Annotated in this window: 21 protein-coding genes and 1 pseudogene; 18 read left to right on the top strand and 4 right to left on the bottom strand. The window is 48.5% G+C overall.

Translation table 11 applies throughout. From position 1 onward, the window contains the following. The first annotated feature begins 3 nt into the window (after positions 1-3). The 6 genes from ureC to GC56T2_RS09380 all read left to right on the top strand — a co-directional run bounded on the left by ureC (position 4) and on the right by GC56T2_RS09380 (position 4,977). Entirely contained in the window at positions 4-1,713 is a 1,710-nt protein-coding gene (ureC, locus tag GC56T2_RS09405) for an urease subunit alpha (RefSeq protein ID WP_144974742.1), read from the top strand. A gap of 11 nt (positions 1,714-1,724) precedes the next feature. Then, entirely contained in the window at positions 1,725-2,171 is a 447-nt protein-coding gene (ureE, locus tag GC56T2_RS09400; protein ID WP_031409130.1) for an urease accessory protein UreE, read from the top strand. Further along, the gene (locus GC56T2_RS09395) at positions 2,164-2,841 is read left to right on the top strand and encodes an urease accessory protein UreF (RefSeq protein WP_031409131.1); all 678 of its coding nucleotides are present in this window, start codon (positions 2,164-2,166) and stop codon (positions 2,839-2,841) included. The genes ureE and GC56T2_RS09395 overlap by 8 nt, the downstream gene beginning before the upstream one ends. Positions 2,842-2,906: 65 nt before the next feature. Then, complete coding sequence (gene ureG, locus GC56T2_RS09390; RefSeq protein ID WP_031409133.1) at positions 2,907-3,521, top strand: urease accessory protein UreG; 615 nt, start codon at positions 2,907-2,909, stop codon at positions 3,519-3,521. Then, the gene (locus GC56T2_RS09385; protein WP_144974740.1) at positions 3,518-4,333 is read left to right on the top strand and encodes an urease accessory protein UreD; all 816 of its coding nucleotides are present in this window, start codon (positions 3,518-3,520) and stop codon (positions 4,331-4,333) included. The genes ureG and GC56T2_RS09385 overlap by 4 nt, the downstream gene beginning before the upstream one ends. 20 nt (positions 4,334-4,353) lie before the next feature. Beyond that, positions 4,354-4,977 carry an urease accessory protein UreH gene (locus tag GC56T2_RS09380; RefSeq protein WP_031409137.1) on the top strand — a complete coding sequence of 208 codons (624 nt, stop codon included), beginning with the start codon at positions 4,354-4,356 and terminating at the stop codon, positions 4,975-4,977. A gap of 111 nt (positions 4,978-5,088) precedes the next feature. On the opposite strand, the gene GC56T2_RS09375 is transcribed toward GC56T2_RS09380, so the two are convergent. Continuing rightward, positions 5,089-5,568 (bottom strand): GNAT family N-acetyltransferase, encoded by a 480-nt coding sequence (locus GC56T2_RS09375; RefSeq protein WP_144974738.1) that lies wholly within the window; start codon positions 5,566-5,568, stop codon positions 5,089-5,091. 87 nt (positions 5,569-5,655) lie between these two features. On the opposite strand from GC56T2_RS09375, the gene GC56T2_RS09370 reads away from it, so the two are divergent. Further along, positions 5,656-7,017, top strand: coding sequence for a D-serine ammonia-lyase (locus GC56T2_RS09370; RefSeq protein WP_144974736.1), 1,362 nt, complete (start codon positions 5,656-5,658; stop codon positions 7,015-7,017). A gap of 274 nt (positions 7,018-7,291) precedes the next feature. Here the strand turns inward: GC56T2_RS09370 and GC56T2_RS09365 are convergent, their stop codons facing one another. Continuing rightward, on the bottom strand, positions 7,292-7,942 hold the full coding sequence (locus tag GC56T2_RS09365) for a cyclase family protein (RefSeq protein ID WP_144974734.1): 651 nt from the start codon (positions 7,940-7,942) through the stop codon (positions 7,292-7,294). A gap of 494 nt (positions 7,943-8,436) precedes the next feature. On the opposite strand from GC56T2_RS09365, the gene GC56T2_RS09360 reads away from it, so the two are divergent. Beyond that, positions 8,437-9,873 (top strand): aldehyde dehydrogenase family protein, encoded by a 1,437-nt coding sequence (locus tag GC56T2_RS09360; protein WP_144974732.1) that lies wholly within the window; start codon positions 8,437-8,439, stop codon positions 9,871-9,873. 384 nt (positions 9,874-10,257) lie between these two features. Here the strand turns inward: GC56T2_RS09360 and GC56T2_RS09355 are convergent, their stop codons facing one another. Continuing rightward, positions 10,258-11,694, bottom strand: coding sequence for a DDE-type integrase/transposase/recombinase (locus GC56T2_RS09355; protein ID WP_144974730.1), 1,437 nt, complete (start codon positions 11,692-11,694; stop codon positions 10,258-10,260). A gap of 166 nt (positions 11,695-11,860) precedes the next feature. Between GC56T2_RS09355 and GC56T2_RS09350 the strand changes: the two genes are divergently transcribed. Then, positions 11,861-12,625 (top strand): enoyl-CoA hydratase, encoded by a 765-nt coding sequence (locus GC56T2_RS09350; RefSeq protein ID WP_144974728.1) that lies wholly within the window; start codon positions 11,861-11,863, stop codon positions 12,623-12,625. Positions 12,626-12,692: 67 nt separating this feature from the next. Here GC56T2_RS09350 and GC56T2_RS09345 read toward each other — a convergent pair. Continuing rightward, a pseudogene (locus tag GC56T2_RS09345) lies at positions 12,693-12,830 on the bottom strand (amidohydrolase family protein); the annotation flags it as partial. A gap of 509 nt (positions 12,831-13,339) precedes the next feature. Between GC56T2_RS09345 and xylF the strand changes: the two are divergent. The 9 genes from xylF to GC56T2_RS09300 all read left to right on the top strand — a co-directional run bounded on the left by xylF (position 13,340) and on the right by GC56T2_RS09300 (position 25,132). Then, positions 13,340-14,434: a D-xylose ABC transporter substrate-binding protein gene (gene xylF, locus GC56T2_RS09340; RefSeq protein ID WP_144974726.1), complete on the top strand. Its 1,095-nt coding sequence runs from the start codon at positions 13,340-13,342 to the stop codon at positions 14,432-14,434. Between the two features lie 110 nt (positions 14,435-14,544). Next, entirely contained in the window at positions 14,545-16,128 is a 1,584-nt protein-coding gene (locus tag GC56T2_RS09335; RefSeq protein ID WP_144974724.1) for a xylose ABC transporter ATP-binding protein, read from the top strand. Then, complete coding sequence (locus GC56T2_RS09330) at positions 16,061-17,236, top strand: sugar ABC transporter permease (protein ID WP_144974722.1); 1,176 nt, start codon at positions 16,061-16,063, stop codon at positions 17,234-17,236. The genes GC56T2_RS09335 and GC56T2_RS09330 overlap by 68 nt, the downstream gene beginning before the upstream one ends. Before the next feature lie 280 nt (positions 17,237-17,516). Beyond that, positions 17,517-18,611 (top strand): GntR family transcriptional regulator, encoded by a 1,095-nt coding sequence (locus GC56T2_RS09325; protein ID WP_031409175.1) that lies wholly within the window; start codon positions 17,517-17,519, stop codon positions 18,609-18,611. 92 nt (positions 18,612-18,703) lie between these two features. Beyond that, a complete protein-coding gene (gene araD, locus GC56T2_RS09320) occupies positions 18,704-19,390 on the top strand; it encodes an L-ribulose-5-phosphate 4-epimerase (protein WP_144974719.1) in 687 nt (228 codons plus the stop codon). A gap of 15 nt (positions 19,391-19,405) precedes the next feature. Further along, positions 19,406-21,100 carry a ribulokinase gene (locus tag GC56T2_RS09315; protein ID WP_144974716.1) on the top strand — a complete coding sequence of 565 codons (1,695 nt, stop codon included), beginning with the start codon at positions 19,406-19,408 and terminating at the stop codon, positions 21,098-21,100. A gap of 16 nt (positions 21,101-21,116) precedes the next feature. Continuing rightward, positions 21,117-22,607, top strand: a complete 1,491-nt coding sequence (araA, locus tag GC56T2_RS09310; RefSeq protein ID WP_144974714.1) for an L-arabinose isomerase — start codon at positions 21,117-21,119, stop codon at positions 22,605-22,607. A gap of 348 nt (positions 22,608-22,955) precedes the next feature. Continuing rightward, positions 22,956-23,270, top strand: coding sequence for an ABC transporter permease subunit (locus tag GC56T2_RS09305; RefSeq protein ID WP_144974712.1), 315 nt, complete (start codon positions 22,956-22,958; stop codon positions 23,268-23,270). Between the two features lie 47 nt (positions 23,271-23,317). Next, positions 23,318-25,132, top strand: coding sequence for a family 43 glycosylhydrolase (locus GC56T2_RS09300; protein ID WP_144974709.1), 1,815 nt, complete (start codon positions 23,318-23,320; stop codon positions 25,130-25,132). Positions 25,133-25,326: the final 194 nt, after the last annotated feature.

Below are 25,326 nucleotides of genomic sequence, written 5' to 3'. Positions count from 1 at the left end.
AGAATGAGTTTTTCTATGTCAAGACGGCAATATGCGGATATGTTTGGGCCGACGACTGGGGACTGCATCCGGCTAGCGGATACGGACTTATGGGTTGAAATTGAGCATGACTATACGGTTTACGGCGATGAAGTGAAATTCGGCGGTGGGAAGGTGATTCGCGACGGGATGGGGCAACATCCGCTCGCAACCCGCGACGAAGCGGTCGATTTAGTGCTGACGAATGCTGTCGTCGTTGATTACACTGGCATTTACAAAGCCGATATCGGGATCAAAGACGGGAAGATCGCCGCTATCGGCAAAGCTGGGAATCCGCTGTTAATGGACGGCGTCAATATTGTCATCGGCGCCTCAACGGAAGTGATCGCGGCGGAAGGAAAAATCGTGACCGCCGGCGGGGTCGACGCCCATATCCATTTCATTTGCCCGCAGCAAATCGAAACTGCTTTGTCATCCGGCATTACGACGATGATCGGCGGCGGGACCGGACCGGCGACTGGAACGAATGCCACGACGTGCACGCCGGGAGAGTGGAACATTTACCGGATGCTTGAAGCTGCCGAAGCGTTCCCAATGAATATCGGTTTTTTAGGAAAAGGCAACGCATCGGCGAAAGAACCGATCACTGAACAGGTCTGCGCTGGAGCGATTGGGCTCAAACTTCATGAAGACTGGGGAACGACGGCGGCGGCGATTGACGCATGCTTGCGGGTGGCCGATGAGTACGATGTGCAAGTCGCCATTCATACGGATACATTGAATGAAGGCGGGTTTGTCGAGCATACGCTAGAGGCCATTAACGGGCGCGTGATTCATACATACCATACGGAAGGAGCCGGAGGGGGGCATGCGCCCGATATTATGAAAGTTGCCAGCTTCCCGAACATTTTGCCTTCTTCCACGAATCCGACGCGGCCGTATACAAAAAACACGCTTGATGAGCATTTGGATATGCTAATGGTGTGTCATCATTTAGATCCATCTGTTCCAGAAGACATTGCGTTTGCCGATTCGCGCATTCGCAAAGAAACGATCGCTGCTGAAGATATTTTACACGACATCGGCGCGTTCAGCATGATCAGTTCCGATTCGCAAGCGATGGGGCGCGTTGGGGAAGTCATTTTGCGTACATGGCAAACGGCGGACAAAATGAAAAAACAGTTTGGCCGCTTGCCGGAGGAAACGGGGCGGGGCGATAATGTCCGCGTCAAACGGTATGTCGCGAAATACACGATCAATCCAGCCATTACTCATGGGATTGCCGAATATGTCGGCTCGGTGGAAGTCGGAAAATTCGCAGATTTGGTCGTTTGGCATCCCGCTTTTTTCGGGGTCAAGCCTGAGCTCGTCATCAAAGGCGGGATGATCGCCTACAGCGTAATGGGCGACCCGAACGCCAGCATTCCGACGCCGCAGCCCGCTCTGTACCGCCCGATGTTCGCCAGCTATGGCGCCGCCATCACAAAAACGTCCATCACCTTTTTATCCAAAGCGGCGCTTGAACGCGGCATTCCTGATAAGCTAGGGCTGCAAAAAACGGTAAAACCGGTCGGGAATATTCGCCGTTTATCGAAAAACGATATGGTGTTCAACAACGCCATGCCCCACATCGATGTTGATCCGCAGACGTATGAAGTGAAGGTCGACGGGCGGCTCATTACGTGCGAGCCGGCCGAAGTGGTGGCCATGGCGCAACGATATTTTCTTTTTTGAGGTGATGGCAGATGATTATTGAAACGATTGTCGGCAATATTCAAACCCTCTCTTCTCTTCCCCCGCATATTGAACGGGTGTACATGGCGAGCGACGATTTAGTGAAGCGAATCCAGCGGGTCGTGACCGATCATGGGCGGGAACTTGGCATTCGCCTAAAGGAAGCGAAAGAATTGGCGGATGGAGATGTATTGTGGATGGATGACTATAACGCGATCGTTGTTTCCGTTCTTCCTGAGGATTTGCTCGTTATAAAGCCGGTTTCGTTGAAACAAATGGGGGAGATCGCTCATCAGCTCGGCAACCGCCATTTGCCCGCCCAATTCGAGGAAGGGGAAATGCTTGTCCAATACGACTATTTAGTCGAAGAGCTGCTCAAACAGCTGCACATCCCGTACAAGCGGGAAAAACGGAAAGTAAAACAAGCGTTTCGTCATATCGGCCACCGCCATGACTGACCAACAGCTATTGTGGCTGTTGCAGCTCTCGGATTCGAATTTTCCATCTGGAGCATTTTCCCATTCCTTTGGGTTTGAAACATACATGTACAATGAGCAAATTTGTGATGCCAAAACATTTCGTGAATCACTTATCGTTTACATTCAAACCCAGCTGACGTATACGGATGGATTAGCGTGCCGGATCGCCTATGAGCAGTTGAAAGCCAACAGCATCGAAGGACTGCAACGGTTGAACGAAACGCTGTTTGCTCTCTGCCTGGCGAAGGAAACGCGGGAAGGAACGAGAATGATCGGAGAGCGTTTATGGAAACTTTGCCGCCACATTTATTCGGTCGATGAACTCGATGAGATCGTACAAACGAAGCAGTCCATTCATCCGGCCATCGTGTTTGCGGCAGTCGGTCGCAAAATCGGGGCAACCAAACAAACGACGGTGCTGACGTATTTGTTTGCTTCTGTACAAACGATGGTGCAAAACGCGGTCCGCGGCATTCCCCTCGGCCAAACGGACGGGCAACAGCTGCTCGTCATGGTGCAGCCATATTTGATTCATGCCACGAACATCATCGAGATGCTCGGCGAAGAGGAGCTCGGGGCGGCAGCCATTGGCTTAGAAATCGCGCAAATGCAACATGAACGCCTTCCGGTCCGGTTGTTTATGTCATAATACTGGACAAACAAAAAAGCGCCTATTTGGGTTGGAATGAAAAACGAAGAAGGGGGAATATCATGATCGAACCGGTACGAATCGGCATCGGCGGCCCCGTTGGCGCCGGCAAAACGATGCTTGTCGAGAAACTGACGCGGGTGATGCACCACCGCTTTAGCATCGCGGTCATTACGAATGATATTTATACAAAAGAAGATGCCCAATTTTTAATCAAACATAGCGTTCTGCCGGAAGATCGGATTATCGGCGTCGAAACAGGCGGGTGCCCACATACCGCCATTCGCGAAGATGCATCAATGAATTTTGCGGCCATTGATGAACTGAAGCGGCGCCATCCGGATGTCGAGCTCATTTTTATCGAGAGCGGCGGCGATAACTTGGCGGCGACCTTCAGTCCGGAGCTTGTTGATTTCTCCATTTACGTCATCGACGTCGCCCAAGGGGAAAAAATACCGCGCAAAGGCGGACAGGGGATGATTAAGTCGGATTTGCTCGTGATTAATAAAATTGATCTTGCCCCTTTCGTCGGTGCCAGTCTGGAAGTGATGGAACGGGATGCCAAGGCGGCGCGAGGGGCGAAGCCAGTCATTTTTACAAATTTAAAAGAAGAGATCGGGCTTTTTGACGTTGTGGATTGGATAGAAAAACAGGTGCTGTTGGCAGGGTTGGACGAATGAGCTGGACGGGGCGTTTGCAATGCACAGCGGTCGTGAAAGACGGCCGCACCGTCATTTCTGACACTTATAATGAAGGAGCGCTGAAACTGATGCGCCCTGTTTATCTCGATTCTGCTCATCCGACATTATATCTTGTTCACGTTGGAGGAGGATACGTCAATGGCGACTGCTACGAGATCAATATGAAGTTGCAGTCTCACGCCAAATTGATGGTGACGACACAAGCGGCGACAAAAGTATACAAAACCCCGTATGCGCCTGTTTGGCAATATACGCAATTTTCCTTGGGTGATGAAAGTGTTCTCGAATATTTTCCCGATCCTCTCATTGCCTACGAGCAAGCCCGTTTTATCCAAGAGACTGTCGTTCATGTAACAAGCCGTTCGACATTTATGTATGGGGAGATCATCACGCCGGGTTGGTCAGAGAGCGGCCAACTGTTCCGCTACGATTGGATTCGTTCGAAACTGAAGGTGTATCAAGACGAGGCGTTCGTTCTGTTTGATCATCTGTACTTAGATTCGCGGCAGCACTTAACAAGCATGCTGCAGCTTGGCGGCTATACGCATGTCGGATCATTGGTGGCTCTGTCTCCGTTCATCACAAAGGAAGTGTTAGAACAGCTCAACCAATTCATGGAAGAAATGCCGCAAGAGGTTCGCTACGGTTTTTCAGCGGCAGCCGTTCCAGGCTTTTCTGTACGTATATTGGCGTATGAAACATCGGCCATCGAAGCGATATTTCAACGCATCCACCAGTTTATTCGCCACCAATGTGGTGAGAAAGCGCCAGTTTGCTGGAGGAAATATTGACAAGAGAAAGGAAGAAGACAATGGGAACGATATGGCCTGTGCTCTTGTTTGGATTGCTGCTAGGAATGAAACATGCGACAGAACCGGATCATGTTATTGCGGTTTCTACGATTGTCAGCCGAACAAAAAAACTTTCCCTTTCGTCGCTGGCCGGCATGTTTTGGGGAATCGGCCATACGTTGACGCTGCTCATCGTCGGGATGGCGATGATCGCTTTTGAGCGACAAATTCCTGAACAGGTTGCTTCTTACCTTGAAATGGTCGTTGGCGTTATGATCGTCATTTTAGGAATTGCCAGTTTTCGCTCGCCAATGAGCATGGATCATCATCGCCGTGGCGATATTCATCATTTTCATATCAAATCGACATTGATCGGCATTGTTCATGGTTTGGCCGGAAGTGCCGGAATGGTGTTGTTGACGATGACGACGGTTAAAGGAACTTGGATGGCCTTTTCCTTTATTTTGCTTTTTGGCTTAGGGACGGTCATCGGCATGATGTTGTTCACCACACTTCTTGGCGTTCCGTTCGTTTGGATGAAAGTGAAACGGCAAGCCATAAGCCAATGGATGGTGAAAACCGTCTCCCTCATTAGCATCGCCTATGGAGTATATTACATTTATCATATAACCACCGAGCTTTAATACTCCTAGCGACTAGCTTCATAGGTGAGGAGTATAAAATATTGGAAGAAGCACTAGCCTTGGGAGAAGGCTGGTGCTTCTTTTTCAAGAAGACGTCATCATTGCACCGTGTCACCCTAGTGGTTTCACAAGCAACAGCTCATCCCGAATCGGAATGCCATCAGCGCTCATCAACGGAATGCTTGGCTTGATTTGCCGCGCCTTGTCGACGGCGTTCGGAAAGACATTTACGATTTGATAGCCGCGCTTTTGATAGAAACGAAGTGCATGCAAGTTGTCATTCGTCGTGATCAGTCGAACCGCGGTGCACCCTTGTTGCCTCGCCCATGTTTCTGCCTCATGCAAAAGGGCGCTGCCGACGCCGCGGTTTTCCATTATGCTGTCTAGCGAGATGATCTCGCATTCGTTTCCGCGAATCACAAACGTAATGAGCCCGATGATCCGCTGTCCATTCTCGACAGCGGCAAATCCATCCAGCTCGCTGCAGTCATAAGCACCAGTCGACACCACCATTTGTGGACTTCCCCAATGTTCGATAAAAAACTGGTTGACTAGAGCGCGGTCTAATTGTTTTGTTGGGACGATGTTCAAGACCGTTTTCCTCCCCTATACCAGCGATTCACGTTTTCTATTATACTGGAAGTAGATGCTTTTTACATATGGATGAGGAGGAAAGACATGGAGAACCGAATCGTAGCGGGGAAAACGATTCGACAATGGATGAGGGAACTTCCGTTGTTGGAGAATATGATCAGAACAGAAGAAGTGTTTTGGCCGAATCCAAACATTTGTTCGTTTGATCAAGCCGCCCGCCATCTTCCGCTCGGTGAACGCGATGTCAAGGAAGCCGAAGAGCGGTTGGCGCGCTTTGCCCCGTATATCGCCAAGGTGTTTCCGGAAACGCGGGACAGTGGCGGAATCATTGAATCGCCGCTAATAAAGATTCCGAAAATGCAACGGTATTTGGAAGAGATGAGCGGGCAGCCGATTGAAGGGGAAGTATGGCTCAAATGCGACAGCCATCTCCCCATCTCCGGATCGATCAAGGCGAGAGGGGGGATTTATGAGGTCTTGAAACATGCCGAAGACCTCGCGCTCGCAAACGGTTTGATTTCCATAGAGGATGACTACGCGGTCTTCGCTGACGAGGAGTTTCGGAAGTTCTTTTCCCGCTATTCGCTTGTCGTTGGTTCAACGGGAAATTTAGGCCTGAGCATCGGAATCATCGGAGCGCGGCTTGGATTTCATGTGACGGTGCATATGTCGGCGGACGCGAAACAGTGGAAGAAAGATTTGCTGCGAAGCAAAGGGGTGACGGTGGTCGAACATCTCACCGATTACAACAAAGTGGTCGAAGAGGCGAGAAGACAATCGGCTGAAGACCCAACCTTGTATTTTATCGATGACGAAAATTCGATTCATTTGTTTTTAGGATACGCGGTGGCGGCGTTGAGGTTAAAGCAACAGTTAGAAGACAAGAACATCATCGTCGATGAAGATCACCCGCTGTTTGTCTACCTTCCTTGTGGAGTTGGCGGCGGACCGGGTGGGGTGACGTTTGGTTTGAAACTTGTGTATGGGGATCATGTGCATTGCTTTTTCGCCGAGCCAACCCATTCGCCTTGCATGCTGCTTGGGCTGATGACGGGAGAGCACGATCGCGTCTCGGTGCAGGAGTTTGGCATGGATAACCGAACCGAAGCCGACGGGCTGGCCGTCGGCCGCCCTTCGCGACTGGTCGGAAAGATGCTGGAACACGTCATCAGTGGCGTCTATACAGTGGACGATTCCACCCTTTATCGGTTGCTCGCGGCGATGATCGATACGGAGGAGATCCGCTTGGAACCGTCCGCGTTGGCAGGGGTCGCAGGGCCTGTGCGGCTGTTTCAAGAGCAAGCGGGGCAAACGTATCTCAAGCAACATCATTTGAAAGAAAAAATGAACAAAGCCACCCATATTTGCTGGGCCACAGGCGGAAGCATGGTGCCGAAGGACGTGATGGACACCTACTATCAGGAAGGGAAACGCCGGCAAGGGTGATGCCGCCGAAAGAGCATGACAGCTTTTTCGGCCGACGCTATGTTTTACGCAGGAAAGGCGTTGGCAGATAGAGATATCTAGGAGGCCGGTGATTTAAGGGGAAATACTGCTCTCCAACAATGTTTCTCAAACTAAAAAACCTTGCAACGTCATCATTTCATTCCTTGTAATTTCTCACCAATCGAGAGAATCTGTTGTTTTTCACTAACCTTCTAGAGAAAGGGCGCCCCGCATCGAAGAAGATACGGGGCGTTTCGTATGTCCGATCGATTGGTCACCCCCATTGCACTGCCACCGCCCGAACGGGTGAGCCGTCGCCGCCGGGCAAGGAAAGGGGCAAGGCGATGATGTACGGGTCATCGAAATCGATTTGATCGAAGTTGGTGAAGTTTTCTCCGATCACCCCGTTAGCGCCGAGAATAAGTTCATGGGCGCGAAACGAGGAACCATCCGGTGGATCGATGTTCAAGGCATCGATCAAAAACGTGCGAACGCCCCGTTCGAGCATTGCTTCGATGACATCCGGCGCGACGTACGGGTGGCGAAAATACCGCTCCGTCCCAGCGCATGATGACCAGTCGGTGTGAAACAAAACGATCGTTCCTGGCGACAGTTTCGGCATATACGGGGCGGCATCCGTCATCGTCACTGCTTCCCCTTCCGCTTTCCTTGTGGCATCGATCACAACGCCGCGGCCGAGAAAATAAGTGAGCGGCACGTCATCCAACCGCCAGCCGTGCTCGCAAAAGTGGAACGGCGCATCGACATGGGTGCCGCTATGCGAACCGAGCACAAGACGGCTGACATGGTAGCCGTCAGCGGCGAACGTGGCCGCCGGTTCGATGTGCGGCTTCGGATCCCCGGGGTAAACCGGAGTTTGGGCCGTGATCGGCATGGAGAGGTCGATGAGTTTTTTGATGATCATTGCTTCATTCTCCCTTTGAAAAGTGGTTCGTTGCTTTCATCATATAATGAAAACGTATAGAAAAGAAAGCTTAAGAAACAACCTTCGGCCAAAGGCGCCGCTTGTCTATGTCGCAAGGACGCTCATCGGATGAATCGCTGCTCCGGCGGACATATTCATCAATTAGACTGGCTAATGCCTGCAGGCGAGTAATGGGGCTCGGCTTTACCTTTGTGTAAGGGAAATTCACCATATCCACAGGCATTTTTGCGGCTAAACTAGCGGTAGAGATGTATAATGGGAGCAGCATCCACTTGTTTGCTAGGTGGCGCGAAAGGGAAGAGGGGGGCTTTGAAAAACTTTGCTGCTGGCAGCTGCCGTCTTTTTGAAAGAGATGAAGGATTTCCGAGCACAGTGGCGAATGAAACAAGTAAATAGGGCGTGCCGGACAGATATCGGTAAAGGGAACGCATCAGCCAAGGACGCATGCCGAAAACATAGAAAGGGTGAAACGAATGCAAACAGCGGTACAGAAAAAGAAACTATACATCAACGGCGAATGGCGGGAAGCGAAGTCTTACACCGAACTGAAATCACCGTATTCACGCGAGACGATTGCCGAAATTCCGATGGCCAACGAACAAGAAGTTGATGAGGCGATCGCTGCGGCGTATGCGGCGCGGCAGACGATGGCCGCCATGCCGGCGCATGAACGGGCCGCTATTTTAGGGCGGGTCGTCGAACAGTTGAAAGAGCGGCAAGAAGAAGCGGCGAAGTTGATCGCCTTGGAAGCCGCCAAGCCGATCACCACGGCGAAAGGGGAAGTCGCCCGCACGATCCAGACGTATACATTCGCCGCCGAAGAAGCGAAGCGCATCCATGGCGAAACATTGCCGCTTGATGCGGCGCCGGGCGGGGAAAACCGCATCGCCATCACCGTCCGTGAACCGATCGGCGTCATCGGAGCGATCACGCCGTTTAACTTCCCGATGAACTTAGTCGCCCATAAACTTGGTCCGGCTATCGCTTCAGGCAACACCGTTGTGTTAAAGCCAGCCAGCCAAACGCCGCTGTCGGCCTACTTTATCGCCGAGCTGTTCGAGAACGCAGGCTTGCCGAAAGGGGCGCTTAACGTCGTCACCGGAAGCGGCCGCACGGTCGGCGATCAAATCGTCGCCGATCCCCGTATCAGCATGATCACGTTCACCGGCAGCCCGGAAGTGGGCATCGCGATCCGCAATAAAGCAGGCTTAAAGCGGGTGACGTTGGAGCTTGGCTCGAACTCCGCCGTCATCGTCGACGAGCAGGTCGATCTTGACCGCATCATCCCGCGCTGCGTATTTGGCGCGTTCACGTTCCAAGGGCAAGTGTGCATTTCGCTCCAGCGCGTCTATGTCCATGAAAAACGCTATGACGAGTTCGTTGAAAAATTCGTCGCTGCCGCGAAACAGTTGAAAACAGGCGACCCGCTCGATCCAGCCACCGATGTGTCGGCGTTAATCACGCCAAACGATGTCGATCGCGCGCTTGCTTGGATTGAAGAGGCGAAACAAGGCGGCGCGAATGTCGTCCTTGGCGGCGAGCGCGACGGCAACATTTTGCTTCCAACGGTCATTGTCGATGCCCAACCGACAATGAAAGTGTCATGCCAAGAAGTGTTCGCCCCGATCGTCTTGATCAACCGCGTCCGCTCGATTGACGAGGCGATTGCGCTTGTCAACGACTCGCGCTACGGTTTGCAGGCGGGCATTTACACCGATAACGTCCATACCGCGTGGAAAGCGGCGAAACAACTGCACGTCGGCGGCGTGCTCATCAACGACATCCCGACGTTCCGCGTCGACCATATGCCGTACGGCGGCGTGAAAGAAAGCGGGTTCGGCCGCGAAGGGATTCGCTATGCGATCGAGGAAATGACCGAGTTGAAGTTGATTATTTTCAACGAAAATTGAAGCAACGAGAAATTGAATTTCGACAGAGGACGTTCTTGGCGAAAAAGAGCGTCCATTTTTTTCGTGCGGAAACAGGAGTTTTCCCCTTTGTAAGGAAATAAAATAAATGAACGACCATTGGTAGCGTCAAAAGTTCTATGAAAACTCCACACAGACCATCCCATTGAGCATCGTGGGGCATGCAGAGAGCCGGATTCGCCCTTGACCAACACCCGCCAAAGGTGGGAAAGAGTCGTCAAGGGCGACGGGGACAAAAAAGAAGGCAATAGGAAAGCCGCCCTTGCTTTTACCGAATTTTACCTTTGGCGGTGTTCGGTTGGTCAAGGGTTCGCTTCGCCGAATCCGGCAGGAGTTCTGTTCAACGGGCTCTGGAGGACAAAAAAGTTAGGCTGCCTCGTTTTGAAGGAAGTCCTGAGCCATGGTGATGAGCTTCGTCCACCGGGCTGGCATATGCGGCAGCTCGGCGAGCTCCGGGATGACGACCGGTACCCGGCCTTCGAGCGCGCTATGCGGGCGCAGAAAGTTGAAATACGCCACAAACAGCGTCACAAAGGACACCGAGCCTTCCTCGGCGCCAAACCCATGGGTCGGGCGGTAGTTGCCTTTAAAGGTCCGGTTGAATCGCTCGATGATCTGCTTGAGAGGGCGAAACTCTTCCGAGACCGGATCTTCGTTGGTCAGGCCGATCACCTGGCGGACGTCAAACGAAATCCCGTGCTGGGCAAAGAAGTGTTGCGCCAACCGGTAAATCGGGTTGCCATCCACGACGAACGACAAGTCGTCTGGAAGGGACGGCAGCTTCCTGAGGACATCATTGATCGCCTTGATGGCCGAGAGCGTGTCCCGGTTGGGCGAGACGCGATAGGACAGCACGATCTTTTTCACGGCGTCGAACATAAAGAATAGGTAATGCCAACGGCCCTTCACACGAATATATGTCTCGTCCCCACAGAACGAACCGGACAGCTCATACGGAAATCGGTCGACAAAGGGCTTGATCCAAAGCGCGACGCTGTTGGCGTAGTTGAGCACCGTCTGATGGGAGATCGAGACGCCATGGATGTCCTTCAGGGCGGCGGCGGTTTCCCTCGAGGACATCCCAAAGTTGACGTAGTACGTCAACACGAGCCCCAACACGTGCGGCGATGTCGCCAGCCGGGACAAATCGACCTTCGGCTTGATGAGCGATGAGGAAGCCAACGGGAGAAAGTCAAACAAGAACTCCCGAAACAAATACCGCACCTTGAAGGCTTGAGGATTCTGTTGAAACTGTTGGCGCTCTTTCTTCGTCATCCGGCGAAGGTTGGCCTGGTAAAACGGGCAATCGTTGTTCTTGCACTTATAGACGTTGTATTCCTTGCGTTCCTTGATTTTTTCCAACGTCTTTTTGCAGTGCGGACAACGAAAGACCGCTTGCTTGGTGAACCGATTTCGGTGGTTGAACCGGCATTGGCACACTTTGCATTGGTATTGCCCTTTTCCGCCGTTATTGGCGTACAGGTAAGAAGAGGGAGCCTGGCAGCGAGGGCAGGTCAACGAATCCGGAACACGGTGTTTCGCCTTCGCGCGGCGCTGGATGGGCCGTAAAGGACGTCTGTGCTGGGCTTCATAGTCTGCCAACAGCTTCCGGTAATCAAGGGTTTCCGGCACATCGATGATCGGAAGGTCATCGACCTGAAGTTTCCGGTACGGCTTTTGGATGGGTTCGTCCCAGTCCTCGAGATGCAAGGATTTTCCCAATATCACACCCATCAAATACACAATGATTTGATATTGGGTCTTGATGATTTCGAGCAAATAGGCTAATAATTGAGGTAACAAGCTTGTCACTCCTTTGTTTTGGCTGTTGGGTGTCGTTACCTCAATGATGGCCGAAAACAATGGGGGTGGCAAGCTTTTTTTCTTCCAACCGTTGAAACTCAAGGGAAAACCGTGAGTGTGGAGGATAAACTTTTGACAATACCCGACCATTCAGAGGGGGAGAGCGATGGAAACGATCGTACTGACATTTGACCAAAACAAAGCGATTTTGGAGCTGAACCGCCCACAGGCGCTCAATGCGATGGATGGAAAAATGTTAACAGAACTTGTCGGCGCATTGCGGCAAATCGAAGAAAGTGACGCTTCGATCGTCGTCATCCGCGGCAAGGGAAGAGGATTCTCGGCAGGTGGCGACATTAAGACGATGCTTTCTGTCGATGACCCGGGCCAATTTCAGACGGTGATGAACACGATCCAAGAGATGATCATGCGATTGTATACGATGCCGAAAATCACCGTTTCGCTCATCCATGGGCCCGCTGCTGGTCTTGGGTTCAGCTTTGCGTTGGCGAGCGATTACCTCATCGCCACAAAAGAAGCGCGCCTCGCCATGAACTTTATCGGCGTTGGCCTCGTCCCTGACGGCGGCGGGCATTTCCTCTTGGCGCAGCGCGTCGGTACCGCGAAAGCGAAACAAATCATTTGGGAAGGAAAACCGATGAGCGCCGATGAAGCGCAGCAGCTTGGCCTCGTCGATTTCGTTGTCGATCATGAGGAGCAAGCCGAACAATTCATCGCTTCCCTGCAGGAAAAACCGCTCCAAGCCATGATCGCCACGAAACAGCTGTACGCCGAGCAAACAAAGGCGGACTTGCTTCGCGTCCTAGAGCTTGAAACCGACGCCCAACAGCGCATGCGGCAAACCGAAGACCACCGCGAAGGCGTCCGCGCCTTTTTAGAAAAACGGAAGCCGGTGTTTCGGGGGAGGTAGGGAAGAGAACGGCTTCCGCCTGTAGGGGCAGAAGCCGTTTTAAGCAAGGTTGATGGTTACTTAAGAGTCAGTTACGTTGAAATACGATTTCCCCGTTGATCATGGTCAGTTCTACGCTTTCACGCAAGTCAAAGGGGTCACCGCTCCAAATGACGATATCGGCGTCTTTTCCAACTTCGATTGAGTCTACAAGGTCTTCGATGCCGAAAGGTGTTTCTGATGAAGCAAAATAACGGGATTGGCTCCTAGTTATAGGGAGGAACTTTTCAATATTCATGTATATATAAGTTTAGGAGGGCGGTGATTTAATCGTGGATACGGCTTTACAATGCTATTTCTCTTGTTACATCGGTCCTGCTTTTCGGTCATTCTCCCATTGATGAAAGGAATCATCGGTTTTTTACCAGCCTTTTAGGAGGGCGGTGATGTAAGGAAGCATGCCGATTCATCGCCTTGCCTCTCAAAACGCGCTATTTCTCAAATAGAGAAGCATTGTAGCATCGAAACTGCTTTGTCACGCGTTCCCTTGTTGGTCAGGGGAAACAACGGTTTTTCACCAGCCTCTTAGGGCATCGCCTGTAATGATGGAGAAAGTTCTTCCATAAAGTTCTTGGTTGACTCATCTTTGTTTGTGTTATAGACAAACAAAGATAATTGCTTTATAATTTACTTAAAAGAAAGTTTTAAAAATTACTAGCCATTAGGGGGGTTACTATGAAGAAGGTTTCAAAGTTCTTAAGCCCTGTCTTATTACTTTCTCTTATCTTCCTGTTGTTGTCCGGCTGCGGGCAGGATGTCGCCAAAAATGAAAGCGGAAACAACAGCGGAAATCAGGCGGGCCAAGACAAAAAAATAAAAATTGGTTTTTCGGTATCCGACCTGACGCTTGAAAGATGGCAGCATGACCGTGACATTTTTGTTGAAGAGGCTAAGAAGTTAGGGGCCGATGTTTTAGTTCAGTCTGCAAACGGGGATAGCGAGAAGCAACTGTCGCAAATTCAAAATATGCTTTCCCAAGGGATTGATGTTTTAGTCATTGTAGCCGTTAATACGGAATCCTTATCACCAGTCATTCAACAGGCTAAAAAAGAAGGGGTCAAAGTGCTTGCTTATGACCGGCTTATCATGAATGCAGATGTCGATGCGTATGTGTCTTTTGACAACGTACGTGTCGGCGAAATGCAAGCGGAATATTTGGTGAAAAAAGTTCCTAAAGGAAACTACTTTTTATTAGGAGGTTCACCGACTGACAATAATGCCAAAATGTTTAGAGAAGGGCAAATGAAGGTATTGCAACCACTAATCGATAAAGGTGATATTAAGGTTGTCGGGGATCAATGGGCAAAAGACTGGCAAGCTTCTGAAGCAATGAGAATTATTGAGAATGCATTGACGGCCAACAAAAACCAAATTGATGCGATTGTGGCATCAAATGACAGCACGGCAGGCGGGGCGATCCAAGCGTTGAAAGCTCAAGGATTGGACGGAAAAGTGGCGATTTCTGGTCAAGACGCCGACTTGGCTGCCGTTCAGCGGATTGTCGAAGGCACTCAATCCATGACGGTGTACAAGCCGATTAAGAGCATCGCGACAAAGTCCGCGGAAGTGGCTGTACAGCTGGCGAAAGGAGAGAAAATTCAAACGGATGAAACGATAAATAATGGAAAAGTGGATGTACCATTTATCAAGTTGGATCCAATCATGGTGGATAAAGATAATGTCATTGATACCGTTATTAAAGACGGATTCCACTCGTATGATGAAGTTTATAAAAATGTGCCCGAAGATAAACGCCCGCCGCGTCCATAATTCGCTAGAATCGATGGGCGGACAGCATCTTCGCTTAAAGGCGCGAATGCTGTCCGTCGTTTCTAAACTTAGTTTACCAATTTAACTTTCTTTGTTAGTAGGTGGGATCTATGCAACCGTATATTTTGGAAATGAAGGGAATTACAAAAGAGTTTCCAGGGGTTCGGGCATTGGACAATGTGACTTTTTCCGTTCGTAAGGGAGAGATCCATGCCCTTTGTGGAGAAAATGGTGCTGGGAAATCGACGTTGATGAAAGTTCTCAGCGGCGTTTATCCATATGGGACATACGAGGGAAGGATTTATATTGAGGGAAAGGAAGTTCGATTTAGAAACATTAAAGAGTCACAGGCAGCGGGAATTGCTATTATTTATCAAGAATTGGCGTTGGTTGACGAAATGACCGTTGCCGAGAATTTATTTCTTGGTCATGAGTTAATGCGACGGAGATATATAGACTGGAATCGGTTGTACTCGGAGACGCAAAAATGGTTGCAAAAAATCGGGTTGAATATTGACCCGGAAACAAAGATTCGAGATTTAACGGTAGGCAAGCAACAGTTAGTAGAAATCGCCAAAGCACTCGCCCAAGACGCTAAGATCATTATTTTAGATGAGCCGACAGCTGCACTGACGGACAGTGATGTAGAAGTGTTAAAACAAATTCTTCGAGACCTTCGCGCCCAAGGAGTTACTTGTATTTATATTTCCCATAAACTAAACGAAGTTATGGAATTGGCTGACACAGTAACAGTTTTACGTGACGGACAAACCGTTAGTACGGATTCTATTGATCAGTTGACGGAAGAACGGATTATTGCAAAGATGGTAGGTCGGGAACTGAACGAGTTATATCCTTATGAACCTCGAGATATTGGACCAGAAGTGCTTAAAGTAGAAAACTATTCTGTTAGAGATCAAAGGACAGGACGAACAATCATCGGGGATGTCTCTTTTTCCTTACGGAGAGGCGAGATTTTAGGAATTTCCGGATTGATGGGCTCTGGAAGGACAGAACTGTTTACTAGCCTGTTTGGCGCTTATCGCGGAAAGAAAGAAGGAACTGTTTGGATTGATGGCAAACAAGTTCATATTCACCGGCCTTTGGAAGCGATTGAATGTGGAATGGCGTATGTGTCTGAAGATCGGAAAAAGTATGGACTTGTTTTAGAGATGGATATTATTAAAAATACTACTCTTGTTGCATTAAAAAAGGTGGCAAGGCGGCATGTGATTGATCGGGCGCTGGAGGTCAAACAGGCGGAAGAAATCACGAGAAAAATGAAATTAAAAGCCCCTTCTTTAGAAGCGAAAGTATCTCAGCTTAGTGGAGGCAATCAGCAAAAAATCGTGTTGAGCAAGTGGCTCTTGAGCAATCCTAAAATATTAATTTTGGATGAACCCACTCGTGGAATCGACGTCGGAGCCAAATACGAAATTTATAAAATCATTAACGAGCTGGCTAGACAGGGGGTGGCAATTGTTTTGATTTCATCTGAGCTGCCAGAAGTCATGGGAATGTCAGACCGCATTTTAGTCATGTCAGAAGGACGAATAACCGGGGAATTTCAACGACATGAGGCAACGCAAGAAAAAATTATGACTTGTGCAACAGGAGGAAAAAAGGATGAAAAATCCACTTCCTACAACTACATTGGGAAACCGAACGGATCAGAAGGTGCAATGGAAATTTGACTTCCGTTCTTATACACTGATTATCGCACTATTTTTAATCGCTGTGATTTTTGGTTTCTTAACTGACTGGGAATTCGTTTCGTCCCGGAATTTGTCTAACTTATTTATGCAAATGTCTGTGATTTCTGTTTTAGCCATTGGAATGACACTGATTATCATAGCTGGTCACATTGATCTGTCAGTGGGTTCGGTTGTTGGACTGACTGGAGGGATTGCTGCGATTTTGCAAGTATGGCATGGTTGGGGGACCATCAGTGTCATTTTAGTGGCGATTGCCGCCGGAGCGTTGATTGGACTCTGGCAAGGATGGTGGGTGGCTTATCGCGGTGTTCCTGCTTTTATTGTCACCTTGGGAGGAATGTTAATTTTTCGGGGGATTTTAATCGGGATTAGCAATGGTGAAACCGTAGCACCGTTAGATAATAGTTTTGAAGCGATTGGAAACAGTTATCTTCCTTATGCAATCGGTTATATTTTAGCGATTGTTAGCATCATTCTATTATTTGTTTCCGTAGAGAGAAATAGAAAAAAACGAAAAGAGCTAGGTTTGGCGCTTAATTCAAAGGCAAATGATTATGGAAAAATATTAGGCTATTCGCTGGGTATTTTTGTTCTCGTGTACATGCTAAACCGTTACTATGGTGTTCCCATCCCCATGCTTATTGTTGTTTTACTGGCGATGATCTTTGTTTTCATCGCTGTAAAGACACCATTTGGACGATATATTTATGCGATCGGCGGGAATATTGAGGCGGCTGCATTATCCGGAATCAACATTAAGAGAGTCGTGCTGTCCGTTTTTGTTTTAATGGGAATTCTCTCTGCCATAGCGGGTGTTCTTTTGACAAGTCGGTTGAATGCCGCCACGGTAAGCGCTGGAGAGATGTATGAGCTGGATGCCATTGCAGCTTGCGTGATTGGCGGTACAAGTTTAATGGGGGGAAGGGGAAACATCGTTGGGGCAATCATCGGCGCTCTGATTATGGCTAGTATCGATAATGGCATGAGTATGATGAATATTGAGACTTTTTGGCAATATATCGTGAAAGGGTTAATTTTAGTTATCGCTGTTTGGATGGACATTTCAAATAAGGATAAGGCGAGTTGAATCTCACATGGTTTGAGCGGTTTGATTGAAGAAAAAAGGGAGAGAGCTGGTTCTTTTTCAGGCCAGCTCTCTCCCTTTAAACATGGGGTATTTTGGTATGTGGGCGATGGGGGTGGATCTTTGAGAAGGAAGAAGTCCATTTTTACTGGGATTTGCTCTTTACACGGTTTTAAAACCTTTATTCCAGAAGCGGAGCGCTTCCTGGAAGAATAGATACGGACAAATAAAAACTGATATAATAAAGTTAATTTGTATCACATTTTTATCGTTGAGGTGAACTATGAAGGAGAAAACGCTGCCCAAATATGCGCAATTAAAGCAAGAAATTTTATCATGGATTGTTTCAGGCAAGGTAAAGCCGGATGAGAAAATTCCGACTGAGCATGAAATCGCCAACCAGTTTCAGTTAAGTCGCCATACGGTTCGGCAGGCGCTCGGTGAGCTTGAGAAGGAAGGATGGCTGTACAAAATCCAAGGGAGCGGCACATTTGTGTCCCGTCCGAAGCCGAAAGAACAGGTTGACACGAAAACGATCGGGATCGTGACGACCTATATCTCCGATTATATTTTCCCTCATATTGTACGCGGTGCGGAAGAGACGTTGCGGGAAAAAGGGTACCGCCTTTTGTTGGCGAGCACAAATAACGATAAACAGAGAGAAAAAGAACGGCTTGAGGAGATGATTCGAGAGCCGTTGAGCGGGCTGATCATCGAGCCGACGAAAAGCGCGCAAGGAAACCCTAATTTAGGCTACTACTTGTCGCTTAACAACCACCATATTCCGTATGTGATGATCAACGCCCGCTATTTGGAAGTGAGCTGTCCATGCGTGAAAATGGATGACGAAGAAGGCGGGTTTTTGTTGACGGATCACCTCATTCGTTTAGGCCATCGCCGAATCGCTGGTTTCTTTAAAACGGACGATTTGCAAGGGGTGGATCGTTTGCGGGGGTTTATTCGTGCCCATCAGCAACACGAGGTGCCCGTGGCGACGGAGTATCTTCTATCCTACACAACCGAGGAGAAAACGACCAGACCGCTTGAGGTGGCGCGGGAGTTTTTGCAACGGCCGAAAGAGGAGCGGCCGACAGCGTTTGTTTGCTACAATGATGAGCTGGCGATTTTGCTTCTTGATGTCATTCGCCAACAAGGATTATCGGTTCCTGATGACATTTCGATTGTCGGATTCGATGATTCGACGTTTGCGACAGCGACGGAAGTGAAGCTGACGACGATTCGCCATCCAAAAACAGAAATGGGGATCGAAGCGGCGCGGCTGTTGATTCAAATGATCGAACAGCCGGCCGCTGAAAAAATTGGAGATATGATTTATAAGCCTGAGCTAATCATCCGTAACTCTACAAAAGGAATATAAAAAGATGTTCGCATTTTTACAAAAAGTATAGAAAAATTGTACGTACAATATTATAATGGGGGTGAGGAGATTTTTTATAGGGAGTGGAGGCCATGCTTGAGGAGCTGAAACGATCAGTATGGGAGGCCAATCTGCAGCTCCCGCAATACCGCCTCGTGACGTTTACGTGGGGAAATGTGAGCGGGATTGACCGGGAGCGCGGTTTGGTTGTCATTAAGCCAAGCGGGGTGGCGTATGACAAACTGACGATCGATGATGTGGTGGTTGTGGACTTAAACGGCAACGTGGTAGAAGGAGCCTTAAAACCGTCGTCCGACACTCCGACCCATCTCTGGCTGTATAAACAATTTCCGGGAATCGGTGGAATTGTCCATACCCATTCGACTTGGGCGACTGTTTGGGCACAGGCCGGGAGAGGGATTCCAGCGTTGGGGACGACGCATGCTGACTATTTTTATGGCGAAATTCCGTGCACCCGGCCGATGACCCGCGAGGAAATTCAAGGGGCGTACGAACTTGAAACCGGCAAAGTGATCACCGAAACGTTCCGGTTTCTCGATCCCTTGCAAGTACCGGGTGTTTTGGTGCATGGCCATGGACCGTTTGCCTGGGGCAAAGATCCGGCCAATGCCGTCCACAATGCTGTCGTTTTGGAAGAAGTGGCGAAAATGGCGGCAAGAACGTACATGCTCAATCCAAATGCACAGCCGATTAGCCAGTCGCTGCTTGACCGCCATTATTTACGCAAGCATGGCGTAAACGCTTACTATGGCCAATAAGGGAGGGAGACTGCGATGGAGAAAAAGTATGTCATCGGCATCGACTATGGGACGGAATCGGGACGCGCCGTTCTCGTTGATCTGGAAGGAAACGAAATTGCGGACCATGTCACCCCGTACCCTCACGGAGTCATTGATGAAGTGTTGCCGGAATCGAACGTACAACTAGAACTAGACTGGGCACTGCAGCACCCGGGCGATTATATCGAAGTGTTGGCGACCGCTGTTCCGGCTGTATTGCAAAAGTCAGGGGTCAACCCGGCGGATGTGATCGGGGTTGGGATCGATTTTACCGCTTGCACGATGCTGCCGGTCGATGCTTCCGGCGAGCCGCTTTGCCTGAAGCCGGAATTCAAGCATCGCCCACACAGCTGGGTGAAATTGTGGAAGCATCATGCCGCTCAGGATGAGGCAAACTTGCTCAATGAAATCGCCGCCAAACGGGGCGAAGCGTTTTTGCCGAGATACGGCGGTAAAATTTCATCCGAATGGATGATTGCGAAAATTTGGCAGATTCTGAACGAAGCGCCGGATATTTACGACCAAACCGATCTCTTTTTCGAGGCAACCGACTGGGTGATCTTCAAAATGACCGGTCAACTGGTGCGCAACAGCTGCACGGCCGGTTATAAGTCGATTTGGCATAAACAAGACGGCTATCCGAGCAAGGAGTTTTTCCGGGCGCTCGACCCGCGGCTGGAACACGTAACAGAAACGAAACTGCGCGGCCCGATCGTTCCGCTCGGCACAAGAGCAGGGGGGCTGACGAAGGAAATGGCGGCCATGATGGGCCTCCTTCCGGGAACCGCCGTTGCCGTCGGCAATGTCGATGCCCATGCGGCCGTACCGGGCGTCGGGGTCGTTGAACCAGGCAAACTGGTGATGGCGATGGGCACATCGATCTGCCATATGTTGCTTGGTACGGAAGAAAAGTATGTGGAAGGCATGTGCGGCGTTGTGGAAGACGGCATCATTCCGGGATATTTCGGCTATGAAGCCGGGCAGTCAGCGGTGGGCGATATTTTCGCTTGGTATGTCGAACAAGGGGTTCCGGCCTATGTGAAAGAAGCGGCGGAAAAAGAGGGAGTTAGTGTCCATGAGTGGCTGGAAAAGCGCGCTGCTGCCTACCGGCCGGGGGAAACCGGGCTGCTCGCGTTGGACTGGTGGAACGGCAACCGCTCCGTATTGGTCGATACTGATTTAACAGGGCTCATCGTCGGATATACGTTGCTGACGAAACCAGAAGAGATTTACCGCGCATTGCTGGAAGCAACGGCCTTTGGCACGCGCAAAATTATCGATGCCTTTGTTGAAAACGGTGTCAACGTAGATGAACTGTACGCGTGCGGCGGATTGCCGCAAAAAAATAAGCTGCTCATGCAAATTTACGCTGATGTGACCAACCGTGAGATTAAAATTGCGGCGTCCAAGCAAACCCCGGCAGTCGGGGCTGCCATGTTCGCGGCGGTTGCGGCCGGCAAAGAAAACGGCGGTTATGAATCTATTGTGGAAGCGGCACGAAACATGGGGAAAGTGCGTGAAGAGACGTTCAAACCGATTCCGGAGAATGTCGCCATTTATGAACAGCTGTATCAAGAATATACGAAACTGCACGACTACTTTGGCCGCGGGGAAAACGATGTGATGAAGCGGCTTAAACATTGGAAAGAAACCGCAAGGGCGGCGAAAGAATCGATAACTTTATCGTGAATCGGGAGGGGCAATCATGTTATCATTCCGGCCTTATGAATTTTGGTTCGTGACAGGAAGCCAGCATTTATACGGGGAAGAAGCGTTACAACAAGTGGAAGAGCACTCAAGAACGATCGTCAATGAGTTGAATCAGGATTCCGTGTTCCCGTTCCCCTTCGTTTTTAAACCGGTCGTAACGACACCAGAGGAAATCCGGCGCGTTTGCCTGGAGGCGAATGCGAGCGAACGATGCGCCGGAGTCATTACTTGGATGCATACGTTCTCGCCAGCGAAGATGTGGATTGGCGGCCTGTTGGAGTTGCGAAAACCGTTATTGCATCTTCATACCCAGTTTAATCGTGATATTCCATGGGACAGCATCGATATGGACTTTATGAACTTAAACCAATCGGCTCACGGTGACCGGGAATACGGATTTATCGGTGCGAGAATGGGAGTGGCCCGGAAAGTGGTCGTTGGTCATTGGGAAGACCCGGAAGTCCGCGAGCGGCTGGCGAAATGGATGCGGACGGCCGTCGCCTTTGCAGAAAGCCGAAACCTAAAAGTGGCTCGTTTTGGCGATAACATGCGCGAAGTGGCAGTTACAGAAGGGGACAAAGTCGGAGCGCAAATTCAATTCGGTTGGTCGGTCAACGGCTATGGCATCGGGGATTTGGTGCAATCGATTCGCGATGTTTCTGAACAAAGCATTAACGAACTGCTTGATGAATACGCCGAACTGTACGACATGGTACCTGCCGGCCGGCAAGATGGACCGGTTCGCGAATCCATCCGCGAACAGGCTCGGATTGAGCTTGGGTTAAAAGCCTTTTTGCAAGATGGCAACTTCACCGCCTTTACGACGACGTTCGAGGATTTGCATGGCATGAAGCAACTCCCAGGACTCGCCGTTCAACGGCTCATGGCAGAAGGATATGGATTCGGTGGCGAAGGCGATTGGAAAACAGCCGCCCTCGTCCGGTTGATGAAAGTGATGGCCGATGGCAAAGGAACATCGTTCATGGAAGACTACACGTACCACTTTGAGCCGGGCAACGAACTGATTCTCGGCGCTCATATGCTCGAAGTATGTCCGACGATCGCGGCAACGCGGCCGCGCATCGAAGTTCATCCGCTTTCGATTGGCGGAAAAGAAGATCCAGCCCGCCTCGTGTTTGACGGCGGCGAGGGCGCGGCGGTCAATGCTTCGCTGATCGATTTAGGGCACCGCTTCCGTCTCATTGTCAATGAAGTCGATGCGGTGAAGCCAGAACACGACATGCCGAAATTGCCGGTTGCCCGCATTTTATGGAAACCGCGCCCATCGTTGCGCGATTCGGCCGAAGCATGGATTTTAGCCGGCGGCGCCCACCATACGTGCTTCTCGTTTGCCGTTACAACAGAACAATTGCAAGACTTTGCGGAAATGACCGGCATTGAATGCGTCGTGATCAATGAACATACGTCCGTCTCCTCATTCAAGAACGAACTAAGATGGAATGAAGTATTCTGGCGGGGACGGTAAGGTGTAAGCGAGCAAACCCATACGGCACGACACCAAGGACATGGGCTGGAAGGAGGGCTCATGTCCTTGCTTTTCATCAAGTAGTTTTATATAAACGTTGGCAATCAATAGAGGGGATGATTTAACCACAGCAATTAACACAGAACGCAAGGGAAGTTATATGGACATCCTTTAGCGTCGATGTGAGTTAGGCCGAAATATTTCTAGATTTTTTCGAATTTTTTATTGAAAAAAATATACACAATGGTACAATGAAGTTGGAATTTATACGTACAAAATAAAGTATAATCACACGAAAATACAACGTTTGTAAGGTCAAATATTAAAGGATTAGACGAGCCGCTTTGATTGAGGGCGCAAATTCATTTCAAATATATTATCAAAGTACTTTTACCACAAATAAAACCTGCTTTGACAACAATTGCAGTTTTATCGATTGCGTATCATTGGAATGACTTTCTTACTCCTCTGATTTATTTGAATAGTGAAGAAAAATTTACACTTGCAATTGGTTTGAAGTTTTTTGAGAATTCCTACGGATCCACACAAATCCAAATGCTCATGGCAGTTTCAGTAATAGCAGTAATTCCATTGATTGTACTGTTCGTGGTTGCACAAAAATATTTTGTTGAAGGTATTACAATGTCAGCATTAAAAGGATGACATATACGTTTCTAAAATAAAAAAATCAATTTAAGAGGTGTTAGTAAATGACTTTGCAGACGAATAAAAAAACAAATTATATACTTTGTTATACCAGACTACCAAAAGAAGATATCATTTATTCGTCCAAATTAGCTTATAGTATGCATCTTGCTTACAGTAATGATGGTATAAATTTTGAACCGTTAAATCACAATTCTGGAATTTTATTTGCAAAAGCTACTGAAAATGAGAATGGTTCCCTTAATGCAAAGAGTTTAAAAAATCCCTATATATTCCATTTGAAAGACGGGAACTTTGGAGTCATAGCTGTTCGGATTAAGCCAGATGGTACCAACGATGATGAGAGTAAAGGAAAAGTCCTTATTTTTTCATCCCCGGATTTATTGCAATATGAAGAAATTGGATTGCTAGACTTAAAAGGAAATACTTTTGTTAATGACGTAGCTTGTCATTACGATAATGAAAAAAAGGCTTATCTCATCAAATGGAGTGATGATTTAGGGAATTATTATATGAATTTGATAGAGGACATTACCACTCTGAATCATATCTCTGATCCTAAACCGATTGAATCTTTTCCACTCAATTCTGTTCAAACAAAAATAGAAGGAATCGTACCTAGAAATGTGATACAAGTTTCGGAGGAAATCGCTCGAAGATTAATTTGTAAACTAACTGTACCTACAAATATTAAAATAGAAGTTCCTGAAAAGGTAGCAGTAAAAACTGAGGAAGATTTAGAAAATGTAAGGGCAACCGCAATATACAGTGATGGTACAACCGATACAAAGCGTGTTAATTGGGATAAGAGTGGTATTGATTGGAGCAAACTAGGGACTTATAGAATAACTGGTACAGTATACCAAGATCATTACCCATTCCCGATTGCTATTGATCGAGCCGATCCGTGTATCACTAAATGGAATGGAAAGTACTATTTCATAGCCACGAATGATGCAGACGGAAATCATTCCTTATACATCAGGGAAGCAGACACGATTCCTGGATTAGTTAATGCTAAGGAAATATTGATACTTGATTCTGACACATACGAAGATATTAAAGGCTTATTGTGGGCGCCAGAATTTCATATCATTGACGGCGATCTTTACATCTTTCATGGTGCCACATCAAATGGGTTTTACTATGAACAATCACACGTTATGAAATTACGAAAAGGAGGGAATCCAGTTTGTGCAAAAGATTGGTCAAGGCCGTATCGTGTTATAAAGAAGGATGGAACATATCTGTGTGAAGCAGGGAAGACTATATCTTTAGATATGACTGTGATCAAATGGAATGAAGAATATTATGTAGTTTGGTCACAGAGGGAATTTATACCTGAAGATCTTGGAGCATGGCTTTACATTGCAAAAGTTGATCCAAAGGAGCCTTGGAGACTAGTTTGTGATCCAGTTGTTCTTACTAAACCGGAATATGGATGGGAAAATAACAACGTTTTTGTAGTTGAAGGACCTTACGCTTTAATTAGGAACGACAAATTATTCTTGACATACTCCGCTTCTCTGATCGATGAAACTTACGTTGTTGGATTGTTAACGGCGAAAAAAGGGGCAGATTTGTTAAATCCTGCTTCTTGGACAAAGTGTAATTACCCATTGCTTACTTCTAGGAGTGTTCCAGGAGAATATGGTCCCGGACATAATTCCTATGTGATGGACGATTACGGAACTATATGGAATGTCTATCATGCAAGACCAGGTATAAAAGGTCCTCGCTCCTCCGGGATTCGTCGGGTACATTTTGATATAGATGGTTATCCAAGACTAGATTTAACAGATGATAAGGATCTCAACAGGGATTTAACGAGAGTCGCTATGGATGTGGTTTTGACTTAAAGAATGTGATTCGTCAGAGGTTTGTATGGCTCCCGCCTTTTTAGGTATATTCCTGAAACATAGATTGGTTTTGGATTGAGTGTGCTACAAAACACATAAGGGCTGTATAAAAAGACATAAAAAGCTTCCTTCTTTGGAAACTGCATATATAGATGTCTAAATCTTTCGTTCGTTTTGATTTTTTTTGATATCTT

The sequence above is a fragment of the Geobacillus sp. C56-T2 genome, from assembly GCF_007829715.1.
Lineage (GTDB): Bacteria > Bacillota > Bacilli > Bacillales > Anoxybacillaceae > Geobacillus > Geobacillus icigianus.
The sequence above is the reverse complement of the archived record's forward strand: the minus strand, read 5'-3'. Positions and strand labels throughout refer to the sequence as shown.

Excerpts from the sequence above, each read along its gene's own strand:
- ureC (WP_144974742.1), top strand. The coding sequence starts at position 4 with ATGAGTTTTTCTATGTCAAGACGGCAATATGCGGATATGTTTGGGCCG.
- ureE (WP_031409130.1), top strand. The coding sequence starts at position 1,725 with ATGATTATTGAAACGATTGTCGGCAATATTCAAACCCTCTCTTCTCTT.
- GC56T2_RS09395 (WP_031409131.1), top strand. The coding sequence starts at position 2,164 with ATGACTGACCAACAGCTATTGTGGCTGTTGCAGCTCTCGGATTCGAAT.
- GC56T2_RS09385 (WP_144974740.1), top strand. The coding sequence starts at position 3,518 with ATGAGCTGGACGGGGCGTTTGCAATGCACAGCGGTCGTGAAAGACGGC.
- GC56T2_RS09380 (WP_031409137.1), top strand. The coding sequence starts at position 4,354 with ATGGGAACGATATGGCCTGTGCTCTTGTTTGGATTGCTGCTAGGAATG.
- GC56T2_RS09370 (WP_144974736.1), top strand. The coding sequence starts at position 5,656 with ATGGAGAACCGAATCGTAGCGGGGAAAACGATTCGACAATGGATGAGG.
- GC56T2_RS09365 (WP_144974734.1), bottom strand. The coding sequence starts at position 7,942 with ATGATCATCAAAAAACTCATCGACCTCTCCATGCCGATCACGGCCCAA.
- GC56T2_RS09360 (WP_144974732.1), top strand. The coding sequence starts at position 8,437 with ATGCAAACAGCGGTACAGAAAAAGAAACTATACATCAACGGCGAATGG.
- GC56T2_RS09350 (WP_144974728.1), top strand. The coding sequence starts at position 11,861 with ATGGAAACGATCGTACTGACATTTGACCAAAACAAAGCGATTTTGGAG.
- xylF (WP_144974726.1), top strand. The coding sequence starts at position 13,340 with ATGAAGAAGGTTTCAAAGTTCTTAAGCCCTGTCTTATTACTTTCTCTT.
- GC56T2_RS09335 (WP_144974724.1), top strand. The coding sequence starts at position 14,545 with ATGCAACCGTATATTTTGGAAATGAAGGGAATTACAAAAGAGTTTCCA.
- GC56T2_RS09330 (WP_144974722.1), top strand. The coding sequence starts at position 16,061 with ATGAAAAATCCACTTCCTACAACTACATTGGGAAACCGAACGGATCAG.
- GC56T2_RS09325 (WP_031409175.1), top strand. The coding sequence starts at position 17,517 with ATGAAGGAGAAAACGCTGCCCAAATATGCGCAATTAAAGCAAGAAATT.
- araD (WP_144974719.1), top strand. The coding sequence starts at position 18,704 with ATGCTTGAGGAGCTGAAACGATCAGTATGGGAGGCCAATCTGCAGCTC.
- GC56T2_RS09315 (WP_144974716.1), top strand. The coding sequence starts at position 19,406 with ATGGAGAAAAAGTATGTCATCGGCATCGACTATGGGACGGAATCGGGA.
- araA (WP_144974714.1), top strand. The coding sequence starts at position 21,117 with ATGTTATCATTCCGGCCTTATGAATTTTGGTTCGTGACAGGAAGCCAG.
- GC56T2_RS09300 (WP_144974709.1), top strand. The coding sequence starts at position 23,318 with ATGACTTTGCAGACGAATAAAAAAACAAATTATATACTTTGTTATACC.